This window comes from Streptococcus parasanguinis (assembly GCF_001074805.1).
Taxonomy (GTDB): domain Bacteria; phylum Bacillota; class Bacilli; order Lactobacillales; family Streptococcaceae; genus Streptococcus; species Streptococcus parasanguinis_A.
In genome coordinates, this window is record NZ_JUPI01000077.1 from 1 (window position 1) to 20,812 (window position 20,812).

The window sequence follows — 20,812 nt, forward strand, 5'->3', positions numbered from 1 at the left end:
TTTAATAGCACTAGGTTTTCTTATGTAAAAAGAGGTTGTCTTTAGTCTAATTAGAACTGAAAGCTCTATTTTGTTTCTATTCAAAAAATTCAGAATATTACAGAAAATTCTTGACATTGTTTTTTCCCTATGCTAAAATACTAAACAAGACATTGAACAAAGGAGAAAGTCAAACATGAAAACAGCTAAGTTTATTCAATTTGCTTTGTTGTTGAGGTATAAGGGCTAGTGCAGAAGCATTAGTCCTGTTTGGCTTACCAAGCGGGCAAAAACATCTCGCTTGGTTGACCGAGTGAGATGTTTTTCTTTATATCCACTACATAGAAATGAGGAGACCCTATGCGCAAAGTTGAATTTTTAGATACCAGCCTTCGGGATGGTGAACAGACTCCGGGAGTTAATTTCTCTATCAAAGAAAAGATTGCTATTGCCAAACAATTGGAAAAATGGGGTATTTCTGCTATTGAAGCAGGTTTTCCAGCGGCTAGTCCGGATTCCTTCACAGCTGTTCAAGAGATTGCAAAAGCCTTGACCAAGACAGCTGTAACTGGCCTAGCTCGTTCTGTCAAATCAGATATTGATGCTTGTTATGAAGCCTTAAAGGATGCCAAGTATCCGCAAGTTCACGTCTTTATCGCAACCAGTCCCATTCACCGGGAGTTTAAACTCAACAAGAGCAAGGAAGAAATTCTTGAAGCCATTAAAGAGCACGTTTCATATGCGCGTTCAAAGTTTGAGGTTGTGGAGTTCTCACCAGAAGATGCGACACGGACGGAATTGGATTTCCTCTTGCAAGTTGTCCAGACTGCGGTCGACGCAGGGGCTAGCTACATCAATATTCCTGATACAGTCGGTTTCACGACACCAGCAGAGTATGGCGCGATTTTCAAATACTTGATTGACCATATCAAGACGGACCGCGAGATTATCTATTCACCTCATTGCCATGATGATCTAGGAATGGCAGTGGCGAATAGCCTCGCCGCTGTAAAAAATGGAGCTGGTCGTGTTGAAGGGACCATCAATGGTATCGGTGAACGAGCTGGAAATGCAGCGCTTGAAGAAGTAGCGGTCGCTCTTAATATTCGCGAAGACTATTACCAAGTGGAGAGTCCGATTGTGCTCAATGAAACCATCAATACTTCTGAGTTGGTTTCTCGTTACTCTGGGATTCCAATTCCTAAAAACAAAGCGGTTGTTGGTGGTAATGCCTTCTCACACGAGTCTGGGATTCACCAAGATGGGGTTCTTAAAAATCCTCTTACCTACGAAATCATCACCCCTGAGTTGGTGGGTGTCAAGAGCAATAGTCTCCCTCTTGGAAAATTGTCTGGTCGCCATGCCTTTGTCGAAAAATTGCATGAGTTAGGACTGGAATTCACAGAAGAAGACATCCAGCCATTGTTTGCTAAGTTCAAATCTCTGGCAGATAAGAAACACGAGATCACCGATGCTGATATCCGTGCCCTTGTTGCCGGTATAGCAGTGGAAAATCCAGAAGGATTCCAATTTAATGACCTCCGCTTGACAACCAACGCAGACGAAACCATTACAGCAGCAGTTAGCCTCAGCAATGAAGAAGGGGAAGTGCTTGAGTTCCTTGCCAATGGTCAAGGGTCTGTTGAAGCCATCTTTAATGCGATTGATAAATTCTTCAACCAAACCGTTCGCTTGACCTCTTACAATATCGATGCGGTGACTGATGGAATCGACGCCCAAGCCCGTGTCTTGGTATCGGTGGAAAATGTCGATACAGATACGATCTTCAATGCCTCTGGTTTGGACTTCGACGTATTAAAAGCCTCTGCCATTGCTTATATCAATGCCAACACGCTGGTTCAAAAAGAGAATGCGGGTGAGATGGGACGAGCTGTCTCCTACCGTGATCTTCCACAAGCCTAAGAGGAAATGAACATGACAAAGAAAATTGTAACACTTGCAGGAGATGGGATTGGCCCTGAGATCATGGCTGCTGGACTGGAGGTCCTCGCAGCCGTCGCTCCAAAAATCGGCTTTGATTATAGTCTTGAAGACAAACCTTTTGGGGGAGCTGGAATTGATGCTGCTGGCCACCCACTTCCCCAAGATACTCTAAAAGCAGCTAAAGGAGCGGATGCTATTCTTCTCGCAGCCATCGGGAGTCCTGAATATGACCATGCTCCTGTTCGTCCAGAACAAGGCCTGCTCGCTATTCGCAAGGAATTAAATCTCTTTGCCAATATTCGTCCTGTACGGATTTTTGACGCCTTGAAACACTTGTCTCCTTTGAAACCAGAGCGTATCGAGGGTGTCGACTTTGTAGTAGTGCGTGAATTGACAGGTGGGATTTACTTTGGAGAGCATATCTTGAAAGAAGATACAGCGCGCGATATCAATGATTACAGTGCAGAAGAAATTCGTCGGATTATGCGCCAAGCCTTCAAGATCGCGCAAGGACGTGGCAAGAAAGTGACCAGTATCGATAAGCAAAATGTTCTGGCAACCTCTAAATTGTGGCGCCAAGTGGCAGAAGAAGTTGCCAAAGAATTTCCAGATGTGACCTTAGAGCACCAGCTTGTCGATAGTGCGGCCATGATCATGATTACCAATCCAGCCCGCTTTGATGTCGTAGTGACAGAGAATCTATTCGGAGATATCTTATCTGACGAATCCAGCGTCCTTCCTGGAACACTAGGCGTGATGCCATCTGCCAGTCATTCCGACCAAGGACCAAGTATGTACGAACCGATTCATGGTTCAGCACCTGATATTGCAGGTCAAGGCATTGCCAATCCGATTTCCATGATTCTGTCCGTTGCTATGATGCTCCGAGACAGTTTTGGAGAAACAGCAGGTGCAGAAATGATCGAAGAAGCCGTCAATCAAACCTTGAATCAAGGAATCTTGACACGGGATCTAGGTGGTCAGGCTTCTACTGCAGAGATGACTGCAGCCATTATTGGGAATCTCTAAGATGACTTGGAGAGATCGCTGTTTAGTTCTTATTGCTATTTGGAATAGTATCGTATTTCTGACCTATGGTTTAGATAAACGAAAAGCTATCCAAAAGAGGTGGCGGATTCCTGAAAAGGTCCTGTTACTCGAGAGCTGGCTACTTGGTGGATTCGGAGCTCTACTAGGCGGATATCTCTTTCACCACAAGGTGCGGAAATGGTATTTTCAAGCTACCTGGTGGGGCAGTAGCCTACTTTTAGCAGGTGCCCTCTTTCTAATCCTTCAATGGATTTCCTAACAAGAAGATAAATGGAGAAAGACGATGAGTGGAAAATCAATCTTTGATAAACTTTGGGACCGCCATGTTATTACAGGAGTGGAAGGGCAACCCCAACTCATGTATGTGGACCAACACTACATCCACGAAGTGACGAGTCCGCAAGCCTTTCAAGGATTACGGGATGCAGGACGCAAGGTCCGACGACCCGATTTAACCTTTGGAACCTTTGATCACAATGTTCCAACGGTCAATATTTTTGATATTCGTGATGTGATTTCAAAAGCCCAGATTGATAAATTAGCTGAGAATGTGGTGGACTTTGGGATTGATCATGCTGCCCATGGTTCTGCTAAGCAAGGAATCGTTCATATGGTGGGCCCTGAAACCGGTCGGACACAGCCTGGAAAATTTATTGTCTGTGGAGACAGCCATACCGCAACTCACGGAGCCTTTGGTGCCATTGCCTTTGGGATTGGAACCAGTGAAGTGGAGCATGTCTTTGCCACCCAAACCATCTGGCAAGTCAAACCAAAGAAAATGTTGGTTGAATTCACCGGAACCCCACAAAAAGGGATCTATTCAAAGGATTACATCCTAGCTTTGATAGCGCGCTACGGTGTTGCTTGTGGAGTTGGCTATGTCGTAGAGTATCGGGGAGAAGCAATTGATCGCTTGACCATGGAAGAACGCATGACCATCTGTAACATGTCGATCGAGTTCGGGTCCAAAATGGGGATCATGAATCCAGATGAGACGACCTTTGACTACCTCCGGGGACGCGAATGTGTGCCAGATGATTTTGAGGCCGCAGTAGCTGATTGGAAGACTATAGTCAGTGATGACGATGCCGTTTATGATAAGGTCATCCGTATGGATGTATCTGATCTTGCTCCGATGGTGACTTGGGGGACCAATCCTTCTATGGGAGTGGACTTTGAGACTCCATTTCCAGAGATTCGGGACATGAATGATGAACGGGCTTATCATTATATGGATCTTGAACCTGGCCAAAAACCAGCAGACATTGAATTAGGCTATATCTTTATCGGTTCTTGTACCAATGCGCGTCTCAGCGATTTGGAGTTGGCAGCCAAGTTTGTGAAAGGCAAAAAAATTGCGCCAAACTTAACTGCTATTGTGGTACCTGGCTCTCGTCCAGTTAAGCAAGCCGCTGAAAAATTAGGCTTAGACAAGATCTTCATGGATGCGGGCTTTGAATGGCGTGATCCAGGATGCTCCATGTGTCTAGGAATGAACCCAGACAAGGTTCCAGATGGCGTCCACTGTGCTTCTACTAGCAACCGGAACTTTGAAGATCGTCAAGGATTTGGGGCTAAGACCCATCTCTGTAGCCCAGCAATGGCTGCAGCAGCAGCAATAGCTGGTCGTTTTGTCGACGTGCGCCAAATGCCAGAAGTCGAGTAAAAGGAGGAAGCATGGAGAAATTTACCATTTATACAGGAACAACAGTTCCTTTGATGAACGATAATATTGATACCGACCAAATCCTCCCCAAGCAATTCTTAAAGTTGATTGATAAAAAAGGTTTTGGGAAATACCTCATGTATGCTTGGCGCTATTTGGATGACCAGTATACTGAGGATCCAGATTTTATCTTTAACAAGCCAGAATACCGCAAGGCGACCATTTTGATTACTGGTGACAATTTTGGGGCTGGTTCCTCTCGGGAGCACGCAGCCTGGGCTTTAGCTGATTATGGCTTTAAAGTCGTTATCGCTGGATCTTTTGGAGATATCCATTACAATAATGAGCTTAATAATGGCATGCTGCCGATTGTCCAACCACTTGAGGTTCGTCAACAATTGGCAAGTTTGAAGCCGACAGATCCAGTGACGGTGGATTTGGAAGAGCAGAAGATCATCTCGCCTGTAGGAGAGTTTCGCTTTGAGATCGATCAAGATTGGAAGCACAAATTGCTCAATGGCTTGGATGATATCGGGATTACGCTTCAGTACGAAGACTTGATTGCAGCTTATGAGAAGAACCGGCCAGCTTACTGGCAATGATAAAATTGTATATCGAATTACGAATTTTCTGAAAATATATTGAATTTGAGACTATATTTTGATACAATACTAAAAAGAATAGAAAAGGAAAGAGACTTATGACAAAACACATTCAATGGGACGGACAACTTTCACAAGAAGGATTTGATATTCTTAAAGGAGAGGGGGGTTGTATCGTCTGCCCTACCAAAGTTGGCTACATCATCATGACCAGTGACAAGGCTGGCTTGGAACGGAAATTCGAAGCCAAAGAACGCAACCGCAACAAACCAGGTGTGGTTCTTTGCGGAAGCATGGATGAACTTCGTGCCCTTGCGCAATTGAATCCTGAAATCGAAGCCTTCTACCAAAAACATTGGGATGAAGATATCTTGCTTGGTTGTATCCTTCCTTGGCGTGAAGATGCCTATGCAAAATTGCAAGCTTTCGGAGATGGACGTGAAGAACTCATGACAGACGTTCGTGGAACTTCATGCTTTGTCATCAAATTTGGTAAAGCTGGTGAGCAAATCGCCAAAGAAATGTGGGAAAAAGAAGGCAAGATGGTTTACGCTTCTTCAGCCAACCCTTCCGGTAAAGGAAACCGCGGGAAGGTCGAAGGAATCGGTGAGCGCATCGAAGGTGCCGTGGACTTGGTCATTGAAGCCGATGATTATGTAGCTTCTATCCAACCAGACAAGACCATTGAAACTCGCTATGAACAAGGTGTGATGGTCTCTATGGTTGATGCCGAAGGAAAACTCATCCCAGAACAAGGGACAGGTAGCCGTTCTGTCAATACTTGTCCAGTTGTGATCCGTAAAGGATTGGATATCGATAAGATCATGATGCACTTATCTGATCATTTCAACTCTTGGAACTACCGCCAAGGGGAATACTATTAAGAAATAGAAAACAGCATTCCGTTTGGAATGCTTTTTTGTGAAAGGATAAAAGATGGTATAATAGAGTCAAACGATGTTCCATTAGAAGAGGAGTTAGTATGGTCTCCAGAAAAGCATTTATCGATAAAGCTAATCAGGAAGGTTTTTCCTTCAATATCCAAATCCCATGGTGGACGTACAATAACTTCAAGTCATTAGTTTGGAGAAAAAGGCTCTCTGAGGAGCAACTCTATCAGATCTTTCTTTTACTTTGTAAAGAGGTAGAAGACCGGCAAATGCAGGCAGTAGCCGATAAGAGAAAGTATCAGACCGGATTTTATATAGTCGCATGCAATGGTCGCGAATTTCGCTTTGAGTTTGCTTTTAAAAAGAACCAACAACTTAGAGTTTATAATCTCTTTGAGACCGTCAATGGTCGTAAGAAACTCACCCTGATGGATCTGCTTGACTACATAATGGATTGAATGTGTATAGAAACAATAAGGGTTCACTACAGATTGATAAAAGAAAGAGTGGTTCTATGATTTCAAGAGATGCATTTTTAGAAAGAATCAACCAAGAGGGCTTCTCATTTAGCATTGAAATCCCGCGCAGAAATTTTTCGGATTTTACATCACTAGTTCGGAGAAGAAGAATTTCAGAAGAAGACCTCTATCAGCTGTTTTATAACTATTGCCAGGAGCTAGAAAAGTGTTTGAAAGAAGCAGGAGATAAGCGTCGCTTGCTCTTCAATAAGTTTCCAGTTAGCCCCGTTCATGATAAATATAAAACGAAATTTGATACAGTGGCACCCAACGGACGCGAATTCCGCTTTGAGTTTGTCTTTAGCAATGACAATCGTTTAAAAGTTTATCATCTTATCGAAACGGTTAATGGTCGTAGGAAAAAAACACCTATGGAAATACTGATGGACCTAGTCGATGCTTTATAGTGGATACTGATCTAAGAGAAATCTTATGAGATACCTATTTCTTCTTGATTCCATTGAGCCTAGTGACTTTAATGAGTGAGTTTAATAAAGCTACAGGTAGACTCTTGTTCCTCTGCTTGTTTGCTCTTACTTTTTCATGTTGGTACTATTTGTAATCATCACAGCTCCAGTAGTTTTATTAAACCGACCTTTCCTATTTGATCGCCTAATAGCTAGTAGTTATCGAAGTAGGGTTGGGAAATAGACAAAAGACAAAAAGGACTCTATTTTTACGTTAGAGACCTTTTTGATAAGTAGGGGGTTGAACTGTAAAGTTTGTGAATGGTAGTAAGAGTTTTCTAACTGGTTGAAATTTGGTACACTAGAGTTATGAAGATGGAAGATACTATAAAAAAAGCAATCATTTTAGGCGCTACAGGAGGGATTGGCCGGCAGCTAGCGAAAGAACTGGCAAGAAGTCTGGATCATCTGATCTTAGTGGGTCGAGATGCTGACAAACTCTCCCAAGTCCAAAAGGAACTCACTGGGAGTAAGGCGCAGCTTTCAATCCTAACATTAGATATGCTAGATCAAGTGGCTCTAGAAGCTTTTGTAGAGAGTCTAGATGCTGATCTTCTCGTCAATTGTGCGGGACTAGCCTATTTTTCCCTAGGATGTGACCTTGATTCAGCTAGTGAGCAAGACCTCTGGCAGGTCAACTATCATAGTCCAGTCCAGCTAATCAAGCAGGTGGTGCAAAAGAATCAGAAGATCAAGCTGGTCCAGCTGTCTTCGTTGGCAGCTCTTTTTCCTCATCCCTATCTAGCAGCCTACAGTGCTAGCAAGGCTGCCTTGCAGACCTACACTCTTGCTCTCCAGGAGGAACTGAGGCAATCAGATTCCCCGATTCAGCTAGGTCTCTATATTCTTGGACCAGTCCAAACAGCTATTTTTCCCCAAAAACTAGTAGAAGCATTGGGTGGCAGTCGCTTGCAGATGAAGCCTGAGAAAGTCGCTCAGCAGTTGATCCGATTCATAGAAGGGGATACTTCCTATGAGATTATCGGCCTTCGCTATCGCTTGCTAGTTTGGCTAGGTCGACTGCTTCCCCAAAGATGGCTCATTCGTGTCCTCGCCAGGTATTTACGAAAGGGACTTAATTGATGAAATTCATATTTATATTTTTAGGCCTTGCTTATCTTCTCTTATTTCTCATCCGTTGGTTGCTGTCCTTTACTTATTATAAAAGAGGTCAGGCTCATATTGCGGACTTCCCAGAAGAGCTTTTTACGGTGGTTCAACCCATCCTTTCTGGGGATCCTCGTTTAGAGAGTGATTTGCGGGCCAATCTCCAGCAAACTGAAGCAGTAGAATTCTACTGGTTGATTGATCAGTCTGATATAGAAGCCCAACGAGTAGCAGATCAGATTTGCCAAGAGGCTTCCTTTGCCCAACGCATTCGAATTTTTCTCATTGAAGACGTCCCTCAGGGGATTAATCCCAAGAGTTACAAGATTGAGCAGGTTGTAGAGGAGCTGACCCGGCCTTATCTGATTGTTTTGGACGATGATAGTGTGATTGATTTTTCTAAAATGGGTGAGCTGACCGCCTATTTGGGTCAAGAGGTCATTCTGACAGGTATTCCTTATAACCAGGAGAGAAGCAATTTCTGGTCCAAGCTGGTCGCAGCATTCGTTAATGGCAATTCCTTTATTACCTATTTTACCATGGCAGAAGTTGAGGCGAATCATTCCATCAACGGGATGTTCTATATTCTACCGGTAGAACTTGCAAAAGGTCAGAAGCTCTTCACAGCGATTAAGGATTATCTATGTGATGATTTAGCCGTAGCTGATTTTTTAAGGAGTAAAGGAGTATCCATTATCCAAACACGGGTCACCTGTAATGTTCGAACCACTATCAAGGATGCCAAGCAATATTTGCTCCAGATGAAGCGTTGGCTTCTCTTTAGCTCTATCTATCTCAAAGAACACCTGGATTGGAAGCTGTTTAGTCTCATAGGTTTACCGAGTTTTCTACCTCTTCCAACTTTGATCTTAAGTATCATTTTAGGATGGCCTTATCTTCTTCTAGCCTTAAGCTTACTAGTATTCAAGGCAGTTTGGATGCTCCTCTATCGACAAAGCATTCTACCCAGTCACCTCCACTTGGACGAAGTCGTTTACGAAGTGCTGAATGATCTCCTGCTTCCTTGGCTGTTTATCTATGTTCTGATGACTCCTCCTGTGATTAATTGGCGGGGGCGGAAGATTCGTGTGACGGACGGAAAGATTCGTTATGAGTAAGATGAAGTCCTATCTAGATCGCTTGTCTGATTTATCTCTTGATCAGACCATGCTAGACTCTAATCGCTTGGTCCTCTTTCTCAGTGGGAGCAGTGACTACTCCTGTGCTGGACTGACAGCAGGACAACTAGACCTCCTCCATGCGATTTGTCCATCAGGTTATAGAGTAGTAGAGAGTAATTTCCCCTTCAATCAAGATTTTGAACATATAAAGTTTCCTCAAGTATCCCTCTTGTCAGCTTCTGCATCCAATATCATCTATTATTGGTATACCATTTTGAACTCTCGCTTTCAAAAGCTCATACAACAACACTTGTCTCCCTTACTGGAAGTGCAGGAGGTGGTTCTTGTTTGTAAGAGTTCAGGGGTTAATATGCTGACGCAGTGGCTTAGAAATGTAGGGAAGGAGGTATCCTTGCCAAGGTTGCGCGTGATAGCGCTTGGACCTGTTTCCCAGCTTCTCTTACGTCAAAAGGAAGTAGAGGTATTGGTTATCAAAGGCAAAAAAGATCCTTATTCACGAATTTTGGACCGCCATTCAGCGGATATCCAAGTGGATACGAATCATTATAGCTATGAATACAGAGAAGATGTGAAAGGAATCATCTATGACTGGATTAGACAAAGTGATAAAAATCGATGTGATTAGCGTCCCCTTTAGTGGTCATTTATTTCCGACTTTGACTTTGGTCAAGCCCTTGCTGGAGGATCCTGGTTTTCAGGTTCGAGTCATCACAGGTTTTCAAAAAAAGGAATTGGTCGAGCAGATTGGCTTCGACTGCCTTGCCTTGTTTCCTGACCGTCCGACAGTCATGGAAGATATAGCCAATACAGCCAAGCAAGCAAATCTCTTTATCATGTACCAACAATTAGGGGCCAATAGCAGGCTGATTCCTGAAGTTTTCAACGAGATAAATCGAATTTGGGACTCTGAAGGACAACCGGACTTGATTATTGCAGATTTTGTAGCCGCTCCTGCTGGAGTTTTAGCAGATCGTTTGGACATTCCCTGGATTACGACCATTCCAAGTCCAGTAGCGATTGAAAGTCGCTCGACAACGCCGGCTTATCTAGGAGGCTGGAAACCGCACCAGGGGACCTTCTACAAGTGGAGAGATGCTCTGGGCAGGCAAGTTATCCGTCTGGCAAAGAAGGTTGGATTAGCGCTGGTTAAGAAGAATCTCGATACCCTACAGGATTTTAAACTCTACCGTGAAGATGGGACAGAAGGGGTCTATTCTCCCTATTCAATCTTGGCTCTGGGCATGAAAGAGTTGGAGTTTCGAGACGATTTTCCTTCCCAGCTTAAATGGGTTGGTTATCGCTGTCTCTCTTTTGATCGACTTCCTCAAGAACAGAAACAGTATTTTACGAGTTCTAAAAAGCGGGTCCTCGTTACCTGTGGCACTCATTTAAAATGGGAAAAAGAGCGAATGGTGGAGTTGGCAAAGCTTTTGAGCCAAGAACATCCTGACTATGTCTTTTACGTAACCCTAGGCGACCCTAGTGGTTTGGAGCATCCACCAAGGATGTTGTCAGATAATCTTCTGATTTTTGATTACCTCCCTTATTCAGATGTTCTGGATCAAATGGACTTTGCCATTCATCATGCAGGTGCTGGGATTTTAATGGGGTGTATCGAAGAGGGGATTCCTAGTCTGATTTTGCCCCAGGACTATGACCAGTTTGACAATGCGGTTCGGGCTGAGTTATTCCAAGTAGGATTGGTATCTCGTAAAAAGACAGATTCCGAAGTTTTGCGCTTATTTAATGAATTGGTTTCTCGGGAAGATTGGTCGCACCTAAAGGATCTGGCTCAGAAAAGCAAAGCCTACCAGCCAACAAAGATTCTTTATCAAGAAATTGAGAGACTCCTGAAAGTGAAGTTATAAAAGAAAGAGAAGGGAGAGACTCCTATTTGCTTTTTCCAGAGATCTTCTATTTAATGAATATAAAAAACTAGAGCGCTTACTCTAGTTTTTTGGTTGTTGATGGGTGATGTTTTTTCCCCATGGGATGAGATTTTCTTTTTTCTCCTTGATCCGTTGGATATTGTCCTTGTGACGAAGAATGATCAAGATTGCTAGGGCCAAGACAATGACTGTAAAAAGCGGATCATAGCTGTGCAAGATCCATCCAGTCAAAGGAAGAAGGAGGACCGAAAGAATGGCGAGTAGCGCAACGGTAACACTCGAAAACGAAATCATACTGGTTAAATACAGGCTGGCTACAAAATAAACTGCTAAAATGAGTAGCAGGATAGGCGAGAAACCAAGTAAGACACCAGCACTCGTCGCCACTGCCTTTCCACCCTTAAATCCAGCAAAAATTGGGAAAGTGTGCCCCAAAACGGCTAAGAGACCAAAGACCATCGGCGAGATCCCCTGAATTCCAAAGAAAGTCGGAAGGAGAACGGCCAAAGTTCCTTTCAAGAAATCAATTGCAAAGACAATGATCCCAGCTTTCTTCCCTAAAATCCGAAAGGTATTGGTCGTTCCTGTATTGCCCGAGCCATGTTCCCGTAAATTAATATGGAAAAAGATTTTCCCAATCCATAATCCCGAAGGAATGGAGCCTAACAGATAGGCTAAAATTAAAACACTTATTTCTTTTATCATACTCTCATTATATCAAAAAGCCATCGATAGAAAAAGCAATTTCTGGAGTTCAAGTGTGACATCTGAAGAAAGTGTCAAGCCAGCTTTTTTTACTGAGATATAGAAATCTCCATATAAAGAGAAAAAATTTTGCAAAATTTCCTAAAAAACTGTAATATAGAAAAGATGAACAAACAGGAGGTTCCTTGTGGCAAAAAAGGAAATCAATATTAATAATTATAATGACGATGCCATTCAGGTACTAGAAGGGTTGGATGCGGTCCGTAAACGTCCAGGGATGTATATCGGATCGACCGACGGAAATGGCTTACATCACATGGTCTGGGAGATCGTGGATAATGCGGTCGATGAAGCCTTGTCTGGCTTTGGATCACAAATCGATGTCTCGATTAATAAAGATGGTTCTCTATCGGTAGAAGACCAAGGACGTGGAATGCCGACTGGGATGCATGCTATGGGCAAACCAACCGTTGAAGTGATTTTTACGGTCCTCCACGCCGGAGGGAAGTTTGGTCAAGGAGGTTATAAGACATCTGGAGGTCTTCACGGAGTGGGATCTTCGGTCGTAAACGCCCTCTCTAGCTGGCTTGAGGTTGAGATTACCCGTGATGGAGCGGTCTATAAGCAACGCTTTGAAGATGGTGGGAAACCAGTTACCACTCTTGAGAAGATAGGAACGGCTCCTAAGTCTAAGACAGGGACCAAGGTCACCTTCATGCCGGATCCAACCATCTTTTCAACGACGGATTTCAAATTCAATACCATTGCTGAGCGAATCAAAGAATCAGCCTTCTTGCTGAAGGACGTGACGCTGACGCTGACTGATCTCCGTAAGGAAGAAGACAACCATGTGGCCTTTCACTATGAAAATGGTGTCCAAGATTTCGTAGAGTACTTGAACGAAGACAAGGAAACTTTGACACCTGTTCTTTACTTTAGTGGCGAATCAGATGGTTTTCAGGTAGAAGTGGCTATGCAATACAATGATGGCTACTCAGATAATATCTTGTCCTTCGTTAATAATGTCCGCACCAAAGATGGGGGAACCCACGAGACGGGTCTGAAGACAGCCATTACTAAGGCTATGAACGACTATGCAAGAAAGATAGGACTTCTCAAAGAAAAAGACAAGAATCTGGAAGGATCAGACTACCGTGAAGGTTTGTCAGCTGTTCTTTCGATCTTAGTTCCAGAAGCCCATTTGCAGTTTGAAGGACAAACCAAAGACAAATTAGGAAGTCCCTTGGCTCGTCCAGTCGTCGATAGCATTGTTTCTGATAAATTGACCTTCTTCCTCATGGAAAATGGGGAGTTGGCTTCCAATCTCATTCGTAAGGCTATTAAGGCCCGGGATGCGCGTGAAGCTGCTCGAAAGGCGCGGGATGAAAGCCGAAATGGCAAGAAGAGCAAAAAGGACAAGGGACTTTTGTCTGGTAAATTGACACCAGCCCAGTCTAAAAATCCTAAGAAAAACGAACTTTATCTAGTCGAAGGAGACTCAGCCGGCGGTTCTGCCAAACAAGGACGGGATCGGAAGTTCCAAGCGATTCTCCCCCTTCGTGGGAAGGTTCTTAATACTGAGAAGGCCAATATGAGTGATATCCTCAAGAACGAGGAAATCAACACCATGATCTACACCATCGGTGCTGGAGTTGGGGCAGATTTCTCAGTGGAGGATGCTAACTACGATAAGATCATTATCATGACCGATGCGGATACGGATGGTGCCCACATTCAAACCTTGCTCCTAACTTTCTTCTATCGCTATATGCGCCCTTTGGTAGAAGCAGGGCATGTCTACATTGCGCTTCCTCCTCTTTATAAGATGTCGAAAGGCAAAGGCAAGAAAGAAGAAGTAGCCTATGCTTGGACAGATAGTGAATTGGAAGACCTACGGCGGACTTTTGGCCGTGGAGCAACCCTTCAACGTTACAAAGGGTTGGGGGAAATGAATGCGGATCAGCTTTGGGAAACCACCATGAACCCAGAAACCCGCACCCTGATCCGTGTCACCATTGATGATTTAGCGCGTGCAGAACGCCGTGTCTCCGTCCTTATGGGAGATAAGGCTGCACCACGTCGTCAATGGATTGAAGACAATGTTAAGTTTACGCTTGAGGAGAGTGGGGTGTTTTAGTGTGAAAAATAAAAATCGTTTATGGATTACTGTTCCTGTTAGTGGTTTGTTAACTCTATATTTTATTAGGTTGATCAAGATTTGGATTGCTATTATAACCAATAGCAAGTCTAATGAATTAGATTTGTTATCATTAGAAAACAAAATAGTTCTAGTAACATTTATTAGTATAATGATTTTTCTTTTTAAAGTCGGTCTATCGTATAACGATAAAAAAAAGAATTTATTAACTTTTTTAATATCTATATGTGCTATTTTTACTTTAGTTTCGTACTTTATTTCTGTGGGTAATAAGCAAGTTAGTAATCTTTTTGTTTTTTTTACTTATATTTTTTTAAATCTGTTGACTTATTTAGCTTATGATGTTGTTTTAATAGTTTATAAGTGGTTAATTAAAGATGAATCTACCATGGCCCCTAAATTGACACTTATTTGGGCCTTAATCACATTTTTAATTACGATTTTATTTAAATTTTAGTGGAGAGACTAATGGAAGATCTTTTATGTTATTTAAAAAAGTTTGGCTTAGGTATTGAGTTTATTTTTATTGCTACTTATTCGATAATTTGTTGTATAAAAGTGATTATTTTTAAAAATAGTGATACTATAAAAAGTATTCTAGCACAGAGGAAAGGCTTAATTGCACAATCATTTGAGATTTTTCAAACTAAGGATTATGTTGTTACATTAGTTCTTGGAATAATATGTATACTACTACTTTCTATCATAATTCATTTCAAGTGGAAAAATGTAACAAATGATCCAACAAATTTTATAGGGATGTTCATATATATAATTCTTCTTATTCTAATTATTGTAATTTATTGGGATCCAGTACTTCTGACTTTTGGAATTATATGTGCAATAGGATTGGGAGTTACAAAGAACTTATAGTTATCTATTATCCTAGTTAAGAAAGTAAGAGTATGAATTTGAACACAAATTACGCAAATTAATAATTACATTAAATATATTATTGTTTTTGTTTTATGATAATTTTCAACGAGTGACCACGCCCTAAATGCTGTATGAAAACTTATTACCGATTTTTGGAAATATGTTTTGAAATTACAGAAAGGATAGTTTGTTTCCAGACGTGGCGGTAATTGAATGCAGGACTATTTTCTTATGAAAAAGATAAATCGCCTTGGAGTACTGCAGGATATTTAGGTAGTTCGAATTGTTCTTTTATTCTATGTAGTACATTCAAATCATTTCACTTGAGGATATAAAGGGAGAGCGATTTCTATTCTGTTTATATATGGAAATTATTGAAAGACTTTCTAATTTTATTTTTCTTACTTCTAGTTAGCCTCTTTATGAGTAGGGGGATTTTTAAAGTTCAAGGGCAATTTCTTAAGAGGATCATTAACATCCATTTAGCGAAACATGTTATTACGATCATATCGTTTTTTCCATTTGTTTCTCTTTATTTTGATAAAAATTAACAATTCCAGGTATCTCATAGCCATGAAGGAGTAAAAGATGAGAACTGATACAGAAATGATGAATCTGATTTTGCAAATAGCTGATACTCTAGAAGTAGAAGCAATTGCCTTATCCGGTTCGCGAGCCAATCCTTGGGCACCCAAAGACGAGTTTCAAGATTATGATGTGGTCTATATCGTTGATGATCTGGAAGACCTGATTTCATATTTATCCTGGTTGGATCAGTACGGAAATCGACTCATCGAACAGCACAACCGTCTGGGACATCGTCGTCTGTATCTCATGCTATTTGAAGACGGCAACCGTATCGATTTGACCCTCTGTCCCAAGGAGTATATCCAAGAGTGGGTGGACAGCGAAGCAAATTTTGAAGTTATAAAAGACGACAAAGGCTTGTTTGAAGCCTATCAGCCTAATTCCAAGCGCTACTGGACCGCTCCTCCTACTGAAGAGGAATTTGCAGCCGCCTGCAATGAATTTTGGTGGGTATCGGCATATGTCGTAAAGGCCATTCGAAGAAATCAGCTTATTTATGCGACCGACCACCTCTATGGCATTTGTCAGCAAGAATTGCTTAAGGTCATAGCTTGGCAGGTGACAAGCGATAGGGGAATAGTTGATATCGGAAAGAACTACAAGTACCTCTTCCAGTATCTACCAGCCGGGCAAGAGAAGGAGTTCTCAGCTTTGCTTGATTTATCTAGTTTCGATAAAATCATTCAGTCTTTATTTGCTACCATGGGGCTATTCAATCGAGAAGCTCAAATTCTGGCTCAAAAGATGGGGGTTACTTACGATATGGAAGTTCCAGAGAAAATGATTTCTTATGCTAAAGAGAAACTTTCTAATCGTTAATGAATCTATTTTAAACATCAGAAAGGAACGTTTGGTTACTTGGTGTGACTGAATTCCTTTTTCTACAAAAGACTACTCAACATTCTTTGAAAGGAGTTGAACACGCCCTGAGTGCTGTGTGAAAAAGATAAATTTCTAATTTTCACTTTTATTTTAAGGGCTTTGTATCTTATGTCTAATATTCAAAATATGTCCCTAGAGGACATCATGGGGGAGCGCTTTGGTCGCTACTCCAAATACATTATTCAAGAACGGGCTCTTCCTGATATTCGGGATGGCTTGAAACCTGTTCAACGGCGGATTCTTTATTCTATGAATAAGGATGGCAATACCCATGACAAGGGCTACCGCAAGTCTGCCAAGTCTGTCGGAAATATCATGGGGAATTTTCACCCTCACGGGGATTCTTCTATCTATGATGCCATGGTCCGTATGTCTCAAGACTGGAAGAACCGCGAGATCCTAGTCGAAATGCACGGAAACAATGGCTCCATGGACGGTGATCCACCAGCGGCCATGCGTTATACGGAAGCGCGTTTGTCCGAAATCGCTGGTTATCTTTTGCAAGATATCGAAAAGAACACAGTGCCCTTTGCCTGGAACTTTGACGATACAGAAAAAGAGCCAACTGTTTTGCCGGCGGCCTTTCCAAACCTTTTGGTCAATGGAGCTACAGGAATTTCAGCTGGTTACGCGACAGATATTCCGCCACATAATCTCGCTGAAGTCATCGATGCCGTGGTCTACATGATCGACCATCCATCTGCCAAGGTAGACAAGCTCATGGAGTTTCTACCTGGGCCTGACTTCCCGACTGGTGCCATTATCCAAGGGCGTGATGAGATCAAGAAAGCCTATGAAACTGGTAAGGGCCGGGTGGTTGTCCGCTCTAAGACAGAAATCGAGCAACTCAAAGGTGGTAAGCAACAAATCGTGGTCACCGAGATTCCTTATGAGATCAACAAGGCAGTCTTGGTCAAGAAGATCGACGATGTCCGTGTTAACAACAAGGTTGCCGGTATCGCAGAAGTTCGGGATGAGTCTGACCGTGACGGTCTTCGTATTGCCATTGAGCTCAAAAAAGATGCCAATGCAGATTTGATTTTGAACTACTTGTTCAAGTATACGGATTTGCAGGTCAACTACAACTTCAATATGGTGGCAATTGACAACTACACACCACGTCAGGTGGGGATTGTGCCAATCCTGTCTAGCTACATTGCTCACCGTCGGGATATCATTGTCGCTCGCTCGCGCTTTGATAAGGAAAAGGCAGAACGACGGCTCCACATCGTAGAGGGCTTGATCCGCGTCATTTCTATCCTCGATGAAGTCATCGCCTTGATCCGTGCTTCTGATAATAAGGCAGATGCTAAAGAAAACCTCAAGGTCAGCTACGATTTCACGGAAGAACAAGCAGAAGCTATTGTTACCTTGCAATTGTACCGCTTGACCAATACGGATATCGTCACCTTGGAAGAAGAGCATGCCAGTCTCAAGGAGCAAATCGCGACCTTGGCAGCCATCATTGGGGATGAACGGACCATGTTTAATCTCATGAAGAAGGAGTTGCGTGAAGTCAAGAAGCTCTTTGGGAATCCCCGTCGCAGTGAATTGCAAGACACTGCTAAAACGATCGAGATTGATACAGCCAGTCTCATTGTTGAAGAGGAAACCTTCGTCAGCGTAACCCGTGCTGGTTATATTAAACGGACCTCGCCTCGTTCTTTCAATGCATCAACACTGGAAGAAGTCGGTAAGCGAGACGACGATGAGTTGATTTTCGTAGAGCCTGCTAAGACCACCCAGCATCTCTTACTCTTTACTAACTTGGGGAACGCCATTTATCGACCAATTCACGAATTGACAGATACCAAGTGGAAGGATATCGGAGAGCACCTCAGTCAGACCTTGACCAATTTCGAGCAGGAGGAAGAAATTCTCTTTGCGGAGATTGTGGATCAGTTTGAGGGAGTAACCTACTTTGCGGCAACTCAACAAGGACAAATCAAGCGCTTTGAACGCAAGGAATTGAGCCCATGGCGGACTTATCGTTCTAAATCGACTAAGTATGCTAAGCTAAAAGACCAAGACGACCGTATCGTAGCAGTTGCACCAGTTGTCCTTGAAGATATCATGATCATTACTAAAAATGGTTATGGCTTGCGCTTCAATATTGAAGAGGTCCCTGTCGTAGGAGCCAAAGCAGCAGGGGTCAAAGCCATTAACCTGAAAGACGGAGATCAAGTTGCTGCCGCCTTTAAGTCGATGACTCCAAGCATGTACATTCTGACCCAGCGAGGCAGTCTCAAACGGATGTTACAAGACGATATTCCTGTGACCAGTCGGGCTAAACGGGGACTACAGGTTTTGCGTGAGTTGAAAAATAAACCACACCGTGTCTTCAAGGCAGGTTCAGTCTTCACTGACCAGGGAGATTTTGATCTCTTTACGAGCCAAGAAGAAGTGGCAGAACAAGATCAAATTCTTCAGATCACTTCTACAACAGGTCAGGTAACAGAAGTTGATTTAACACAATTAAGCATTTCTGAAAGAACAAGCAATGGATCCTTTGTCAACGATACCATTTCGGATCAAGAAGTTTTTTCAGCTACTATCAAATAAAAGAAATCGTCGGTCCATTCTAGGACTGACTTTCTTTGAAAATAAATTTTCTGAAAATTGAAAATTTCGCTTGAAATTCTCATGAAATGGTGTACAATAGTGTACATAGATTGAGAAACTGAATCGACCTGCATCAGATCGACAAGGAATAGAAAAAATTAAAAGGAGCACTATCATGACAGTATCACTTGATTGGGAAAACCTTGGCTTTTCATATATGAAATTACCTTATCGCTATTTGGCACATTATCGCAATGGAGCTTGGGAAAAAGGGGAATTGACAGAAGATGCGACCTTGCATTTGTCCGAATCTTCTCCAAGTTTGCATTACGGTCAGCAAGCTTTTGAAGGGTTGAAAGCCTACCGTACAAAAGATGGAAGCGTCCAATTGTTCCGTCCAGATCAAAATGCCAAACGTTTGCAACGTACAGCAGATCGTTTGTTGATGCCTCAAGTTCCAACAGATATGTTTGTGGATGCTTGTAAGGCAGTCGTAAAAGCCAATGAAGAGTATGTTCCACCATATGGTACAGGAGCTACCCTTTACCTTCGTCCTCTTTTGATCGGTGTTGGAGATATTATTGGTGTAAAACCTGCAGATGAGTATATCTTTACCATCTTTGCAATGCCTGTCGGTAACTACTTTAAAGGTGGTTTGGTTCCAACGAACTTCTTGATTCAAGATGAGTATGATCGTGCTGCACCACATGGTACTGGAGCTGCAAAAGTTGGTGGGAACTATGCAGCTAGTATGTTGCCAGGTAAGATTGCGCATGATCGTAACTTCTCTGACGTGATTTATCTCGATCCAGCGACGCACACCAAGATTGAAGAAGTTGGTTCTGCAAACTTCTTTGGTATCACTGCTAATAACGAATTTGTGACACCATTGAGTCCTTCTATCTTGCCATCGATTACCAAGTATTCTTTACTTTACTTGGCAGAACACCGTCTTGGTATGACACCAATTGAAGGGGATGTCTTTATCAATGACTTGGATCGCTTTGTAGAAGCAGGAGCTTGTGGTACCGCAGCTGTCATCTCTCCAATCGGAGGTGTTCAACACGGGGATGACTTCCATGTCTTCTATTCTGAAACAGAAGTAGGTCCTGTCACACGGAAGCTTTATGACGAGTTGACCGGTATCCAATTTGGTGATGTCGAAGCGCCAGAAGGATGGATTGTCAAAGTCGATTAAACCGAAAGCGTCTGAGACCAAAGTGTCCAGATTTCAATGAGAACGATTCTTAACGAAAGAACGCAGTAGCTAATGTTTCTCTTCATTCGCTTTTAGGAATAGAAGAATGCCGAATGACTCTTGCGGGGGTGGGATAAAGAAGGAATTTCGAACTAAATTCTTTCTGGCCCACTCCCTTTTCTCTTGCTTCATCAAGAGAATTTTTGTAAAATAGAAAAAGTGAAAAGAGGGTTGAAATGAGTAAAAAAGATAAGAAAATTGAGATTCAAATCGTTGATAGTAAAGTAACCGTCGGAAAAGACACTTTTGATGGATTCACTTTGTCCATTGGAAAGAAAACGATTGGTGAAATTGCAGACATGGCTGGTCAGTTTGCCATTATCAAAAATGGAAATGTGGATTCGCTTTACAAAAAACTTGAAAAAGCCGTTGAAATTTTGATAGAAAATTATAATTTGAATAAATAAGGGCTTGCAATCATAGTAAATCAATGGTATAATAGATCCTGTTGATTTATACGGAGAGATAGCGAAGAGGCTAAACGCGGCGGACTGTAAATCCGCTCCTTCGGGTTCGGGGGTTCGAATCC

General features: G+C 42.5%; 20 protein-coding genes. 19 read left to right on the forward strand and 1 reads right to left on the reverse strand.

Going from position 1 to position 20,812, the window contains the following annotated elements; translation table 11 throughout:
• The first annotated feature begins 339 nt into the window (after positions 1-339).
• From ADI76_RS05140 to ADI76_RS05195, 12 genes are all read left to right on the forward strand, one after another.
• On the forward strand, positions 340-1,902 hold the full coding sequence (locus ADI76_RS05140) for a 2-isopropylmalate synthase (protein WP_049515007.1): 1,563 nt from the start codon (positions 340-342) through the stop codon (positions 1,900-1,902).
• Positions 1,903-1,914: 12 nt separating this feature from the next.
• The gene (gene leuB / locus ADI76_RS05145; RefSeq protein WP_049515008.1) at positions 1,915-2,952 is read left to right on the forward strand and encodes a 3-isopropylmalate dehydrogenase; all 1,038 of its coding nucleotides are present in this window, start codon (positions 1,915-1,917) and stop codon (positions 2,950-2,952) included.
• 1 nt (position 2,953) lies between these two features.
• A complete protein-coding gene (locus ADI76_RS05150; protein WP_049515009.1) occupies positions 2,954-3,232 on the forward strand; it encodes a DUF1294 domain-containing protein in 279 nt (92 codons plus the stop codon).
• A gap of 24 nt (positions 3,233-3,256) precedes the next feature.
• Positions 3,257-4,639 carry a 3-isopropylmalate dehydratase large subunit gene (leuC, locus tag ADI76_RS05155; protein ID WP_024055810.1) on the forward strand — a complete coding sequence of 461 codons (1,383 nt, stop codon included), beginning with the start codon at positions 3,257-3,259 and terminating at the stop codon, positions 4,637-4,639.
• An 11-nt stretch (positions 4,640-4,650) separates the two neighbouring features.
• Entirely contained in the window at positions 4,651-5,241 is a 591-nt protein-coding gene (gene leuD / locus ADI76_RS05160; protein WP_003007140.1) for a 3-isopropylmalate dehydratase small subunit, read from the forward strand.
• Between the two features lie 98 nt (positions 5,242-5,339).
• Entirely contained in the window at positions 5,340-6,125 is a 786-nt protein-coding gene (locus ADI76_RS05165; RefSeq protein ID WP_049490685.1) for an L-threonylcarbamoyladenylate synthase, read from the forward strand.
• A 98-nt stretch (positions 6,126-6,223) separates the two neighbouring features.
• Positions 6,224-6,589 (forward strand): hypothetical protein, encoded by a 366-nt coding sequence (locus tag ADI76_RS05170; RefSeq protein WP_049490686.1) that lies wholly within the window; start codon positions 6,224-6,226, stop codon positions 6,587-6,589.
• 56 nt (positions 6,590-6,645) lie between these two features.
• Positions 6,646-7,056 (forward strand): hypothetical protein, encoded by a 411-nt coding sequence (locus ADI76_RS05175; RefSeq protein ID WP_049515010.1) that lies wholly within the window; start codon positions 6,646-6,648, stop codon positions 7,054-7,056.
• A 369-nt stretch (positions 7,057-7,425) separates the two neighbouring features.
• Positions 7,426-8,199: an SDR family NAD(P)-dependent oxidoreductase gene (locus ADI76_RS05180; RefSeq protein WP_049515011.1), complete on the forward strand. Its 774-nt coding sequence runs from the start codon at positions 7,426-7,428 to the stop codon at positions 8,197-8,199.
• Positions 8,199-9,341, forward strand: a complete 1,143-nt coding sequence (locus ADI76_RS05185; RefSeq protein WP_049515012.1) for a glycosyltransferase — start codon at positions 8,199-8,201, stop codon at positions 9,339-9,341. The genes ADI76_RS05180 and ADI76_RS05185 overlap by 1 nt, the downstream gene beginning before the upstream one ends.
• Positions 9,334-9,990: a hypothetical protein gene (locus tag ADI76_RS05190; RefSeq protein WP_049515013.1), complete on the forward strand. Its 657-nt coding sequence runs from the start codon at positions 9,334-9,336 to the stop codon at positions 9,988-9,990. Before ADI76_RS05185 ends, ADI76_RS05190 begins: the two co-directional genes overlap by 8 nt.
• On the forward strand, positions 9,950-11,233 hold the full coding sequence (locus tag ADI76_RS05195; protein WP_049515014.1) for a glycosyltransferase: 1,284 nt from the start codon (positions 9,950-9,952) through the stop codon (positions 11,231-11,233). The genes ADI76_RS05190 and ADI76_RS05195 overlap by 41 nt, the downstream gene beginning before the upstream one ends.
• An 81-nt stretch (positions 11,234-11,314) precedes the next feature.
• On the opposite strand, the gene plsY is transcribed toward ADI76_RS05195, so the two are convergent.
• A complete protein-coding gene (gene plsY, locus ADI76_RS05200) occupies positions 11,315-11,959 on the reverse strand; it encodes a glycerol-3-phosphate 1-O-acyltransferase PlsY (protein ID WP_049515015.1) in 645 nt (214 codons plus the stop codon).
• 187 nt (positions 11,960-12,146) lie between these two features.
• Here plsY and parE point away from each other — a divergent pair, with 187 nt between their 5' ends.
• The 7 genes from parE (at position 12,147) to ADI76_RS05235 (ending at position 20,690) form a co-directional block, all read left to right on the forward strand.
• The gene (gene parE / locus ADI76_RS05205) at positions 12,147-14,096 is read left to right on the forward strand and encodes a DNA topoisomerase IV subunit B (protein ID WP_049515016.1); all 1,950 of its coding nucleotides are present in this window, start codon (positions 12,147-12,149) and stop codon (positions 14,094-14,096) included.
• Position 14,097: 1 nt separating this feature from the next.
• On the forward strand, positions 14,098-14,574 hold the full coding sequence (locus ADI76_RS05210) for a hypothetical protein (RefSeq protein ID WP_049515017.1): 477 nt from the start codon (positions 14,098-14,100) through the stop codon (positions 14,572-14,574).
• 11 nt (positions 14,575-14,585) lie between these two features.
• The gene (locus ADI76_RS05215) at positions 14,586-14,990 is read left to right on the forward strand and encodes a hypothetical protein (protein WP_049515018.1); all 405 of its coding nucleotides are present in this window, start codon (positions 14,586-14,588) and stop codon (positions 14,988-14,990) included.
• 591 nt (positions 14,991-15,581) lie between these two features.
• Positions 15,582-16,400 (forward strand): aminoglycoside 6-adenylyltransferase, encoded by an 819-nt coding sequence (locus ADI76_RS05220; RefSeq protein ID WP_049515019.1) that lies wholly within the window; start codon positions 15,582-15,584, stop codon positions 16,398-16,400.
• Between the two features lie 171 nt (positions 16,401-16,571).
• A complete protein-coding gene (gene parC / locus ADI76_RS05225) occupies positions 16,572-19,025 on the forward strand; it encodes a DNA topoisomerase IV subunit A (protein WP_049515020.1) in 2,454 nt (817 codons plus the stop codon).
• Positions 19,026-19,200: 175 nt separating this feature from the next.
• The gene (locus tag ADI76_RS05230; protein WP_049515021.1) at positions 19,201-20,223 is read left to right on the forward strand and encodes a branched-chain amino acid aminotransferase; all 1,023 of its coding nucleotides are present in this window, start codon (positions 19,201-19,203) and stop codon (positions 20,221-20,223) included.
• 236 nt (positions 20,224-20,459) lie between these two features.
• A complete protein-coding gene (locus ADI76_RS05235; RefSeq protein WP_003003589.1) occupies positions 20,460-20,690 on the forward strand; it encodes a DUF2969 domain-containing protein in 231 nt (76 codons plus the stop codon).
• The last annotated feature ends 122 nt before the right edge of the window (positions 20,691-20,812 follow it).

Coding starts and splice junctions, on each gene's coding strand:
- ADI76_RS05140 (WP_049515007.1), top strand. CDS start 340: ATGCGCAAAGTTGAATTTTTAGATACCAGCCTTCGGGATGGTGAACAG.
- leuB (WP_049515008.1), top strand. CDS start 1,915: ATGACAAAGAAAATTGTAACACTTGCAGGAGATGGGATTGGCCCTGAG.
- ADI76_RS05150 (WP_049515009.1), top strand. CDS start 2,954: ATGACTTGGAGAGATCGCTGTTTAGTTCTTATTGCTATTTGGAATAGT.
- leuC (WP_024055810.1), top strand. CDS start 3,257: ATGAGTGGAAAATCAATCTTTGATAAACTTTGGGACCGCCATGTTATT.
- leuD (WP_003007140.1), top strand. CDS start 4,651: ATGGAGAAATTTACCATTTATACAGGAACAACAGTTCCTTTGATGAAC.
- ADI76_RS05165 (WP_049490685.1), top strand. CDS start 5,340: ATGACAAAACACATTCAATGGGACGGACAACTTTCACAAGAAGGATTT.
- ADI76_RS05170 (WP_049490686.1), top strand. CDS start 6,224: ATGGTCTCCAGAAAAGCATTTATCGATAAAGCTAATCAGGAAGGTTTT.
- ADI76_RS05175 (WP_049515010.1), top strand. CDS start 6,646: ATGATTTCAAGAGATGCATTTTTAGAAAGAATCAACCAAGAGGGCTTC.
- ADI76_RS05180 (WP_049515011.1), top strand. CDS start 7,426: ATGAAGATGGAAGATACTATAAAAAAAGCAATCATTTTAGGCGCTACA.
- ADI76_RS05185 (WP_049515012.1), top strand. CDS start 8,199: ATGAAATTCATATTTATATTTTTAGGCCTTGCTTATCTTCTCTTATTT.
- ADI76_RS05190 (WP_049515013.1), top strand. CDS start 9,334: ATGAGTAAGATGAAGTCCTATCTAGATCGCTTGTCTGATTTATCTCTT.
- ADI76_RS05195 (WP_049515014.1), top strand. CDS start 9,950: ATGACTGGATTAGACAAAGTGATAAAAATCGATGTGATTAGCGTCCCC.
- plsY (WP_049515015.1), bottom strand. CDS start 11,959: ATGATAAAAGAAATAAGTGTTTTAATTTTAGCCTATCTGTTAGGCTCC.
- ADI76_RS05215 (WP_049515018.1), top strand. CDS start 14,586: ATGGAAGATCTTTTATGTTATTTAAAAAAGTTTGGCTTAGGTATTGAG.
- ADI76_RS05220 (WP_049515019.1), top strand. CDS start 15,582: ATGAGAACTGATACAGAAATGATGAATCTGATTTTGCAAATAGCTGAT.
- parC (WP_049515020.1), top strand. CDS start 16,572: ATGTCTAATATTCAAAATATGTCCCTAGAGGACATCATGGGGGAGCGC.
- ADI76_RS05230 (WP_049515021.1), top strand. CDS start 19,201: ATGACAGTATCACTTGATTGGGAAAACCTTGGCTTTTCATATATGAAA.
- ADI76_RS05235 (WP_003003589.1), top strand. CDS start 20,460: ATGAGTAAAAAAGATAAGAAAATTGAGATTCAAATCGTTGATAGTAAA.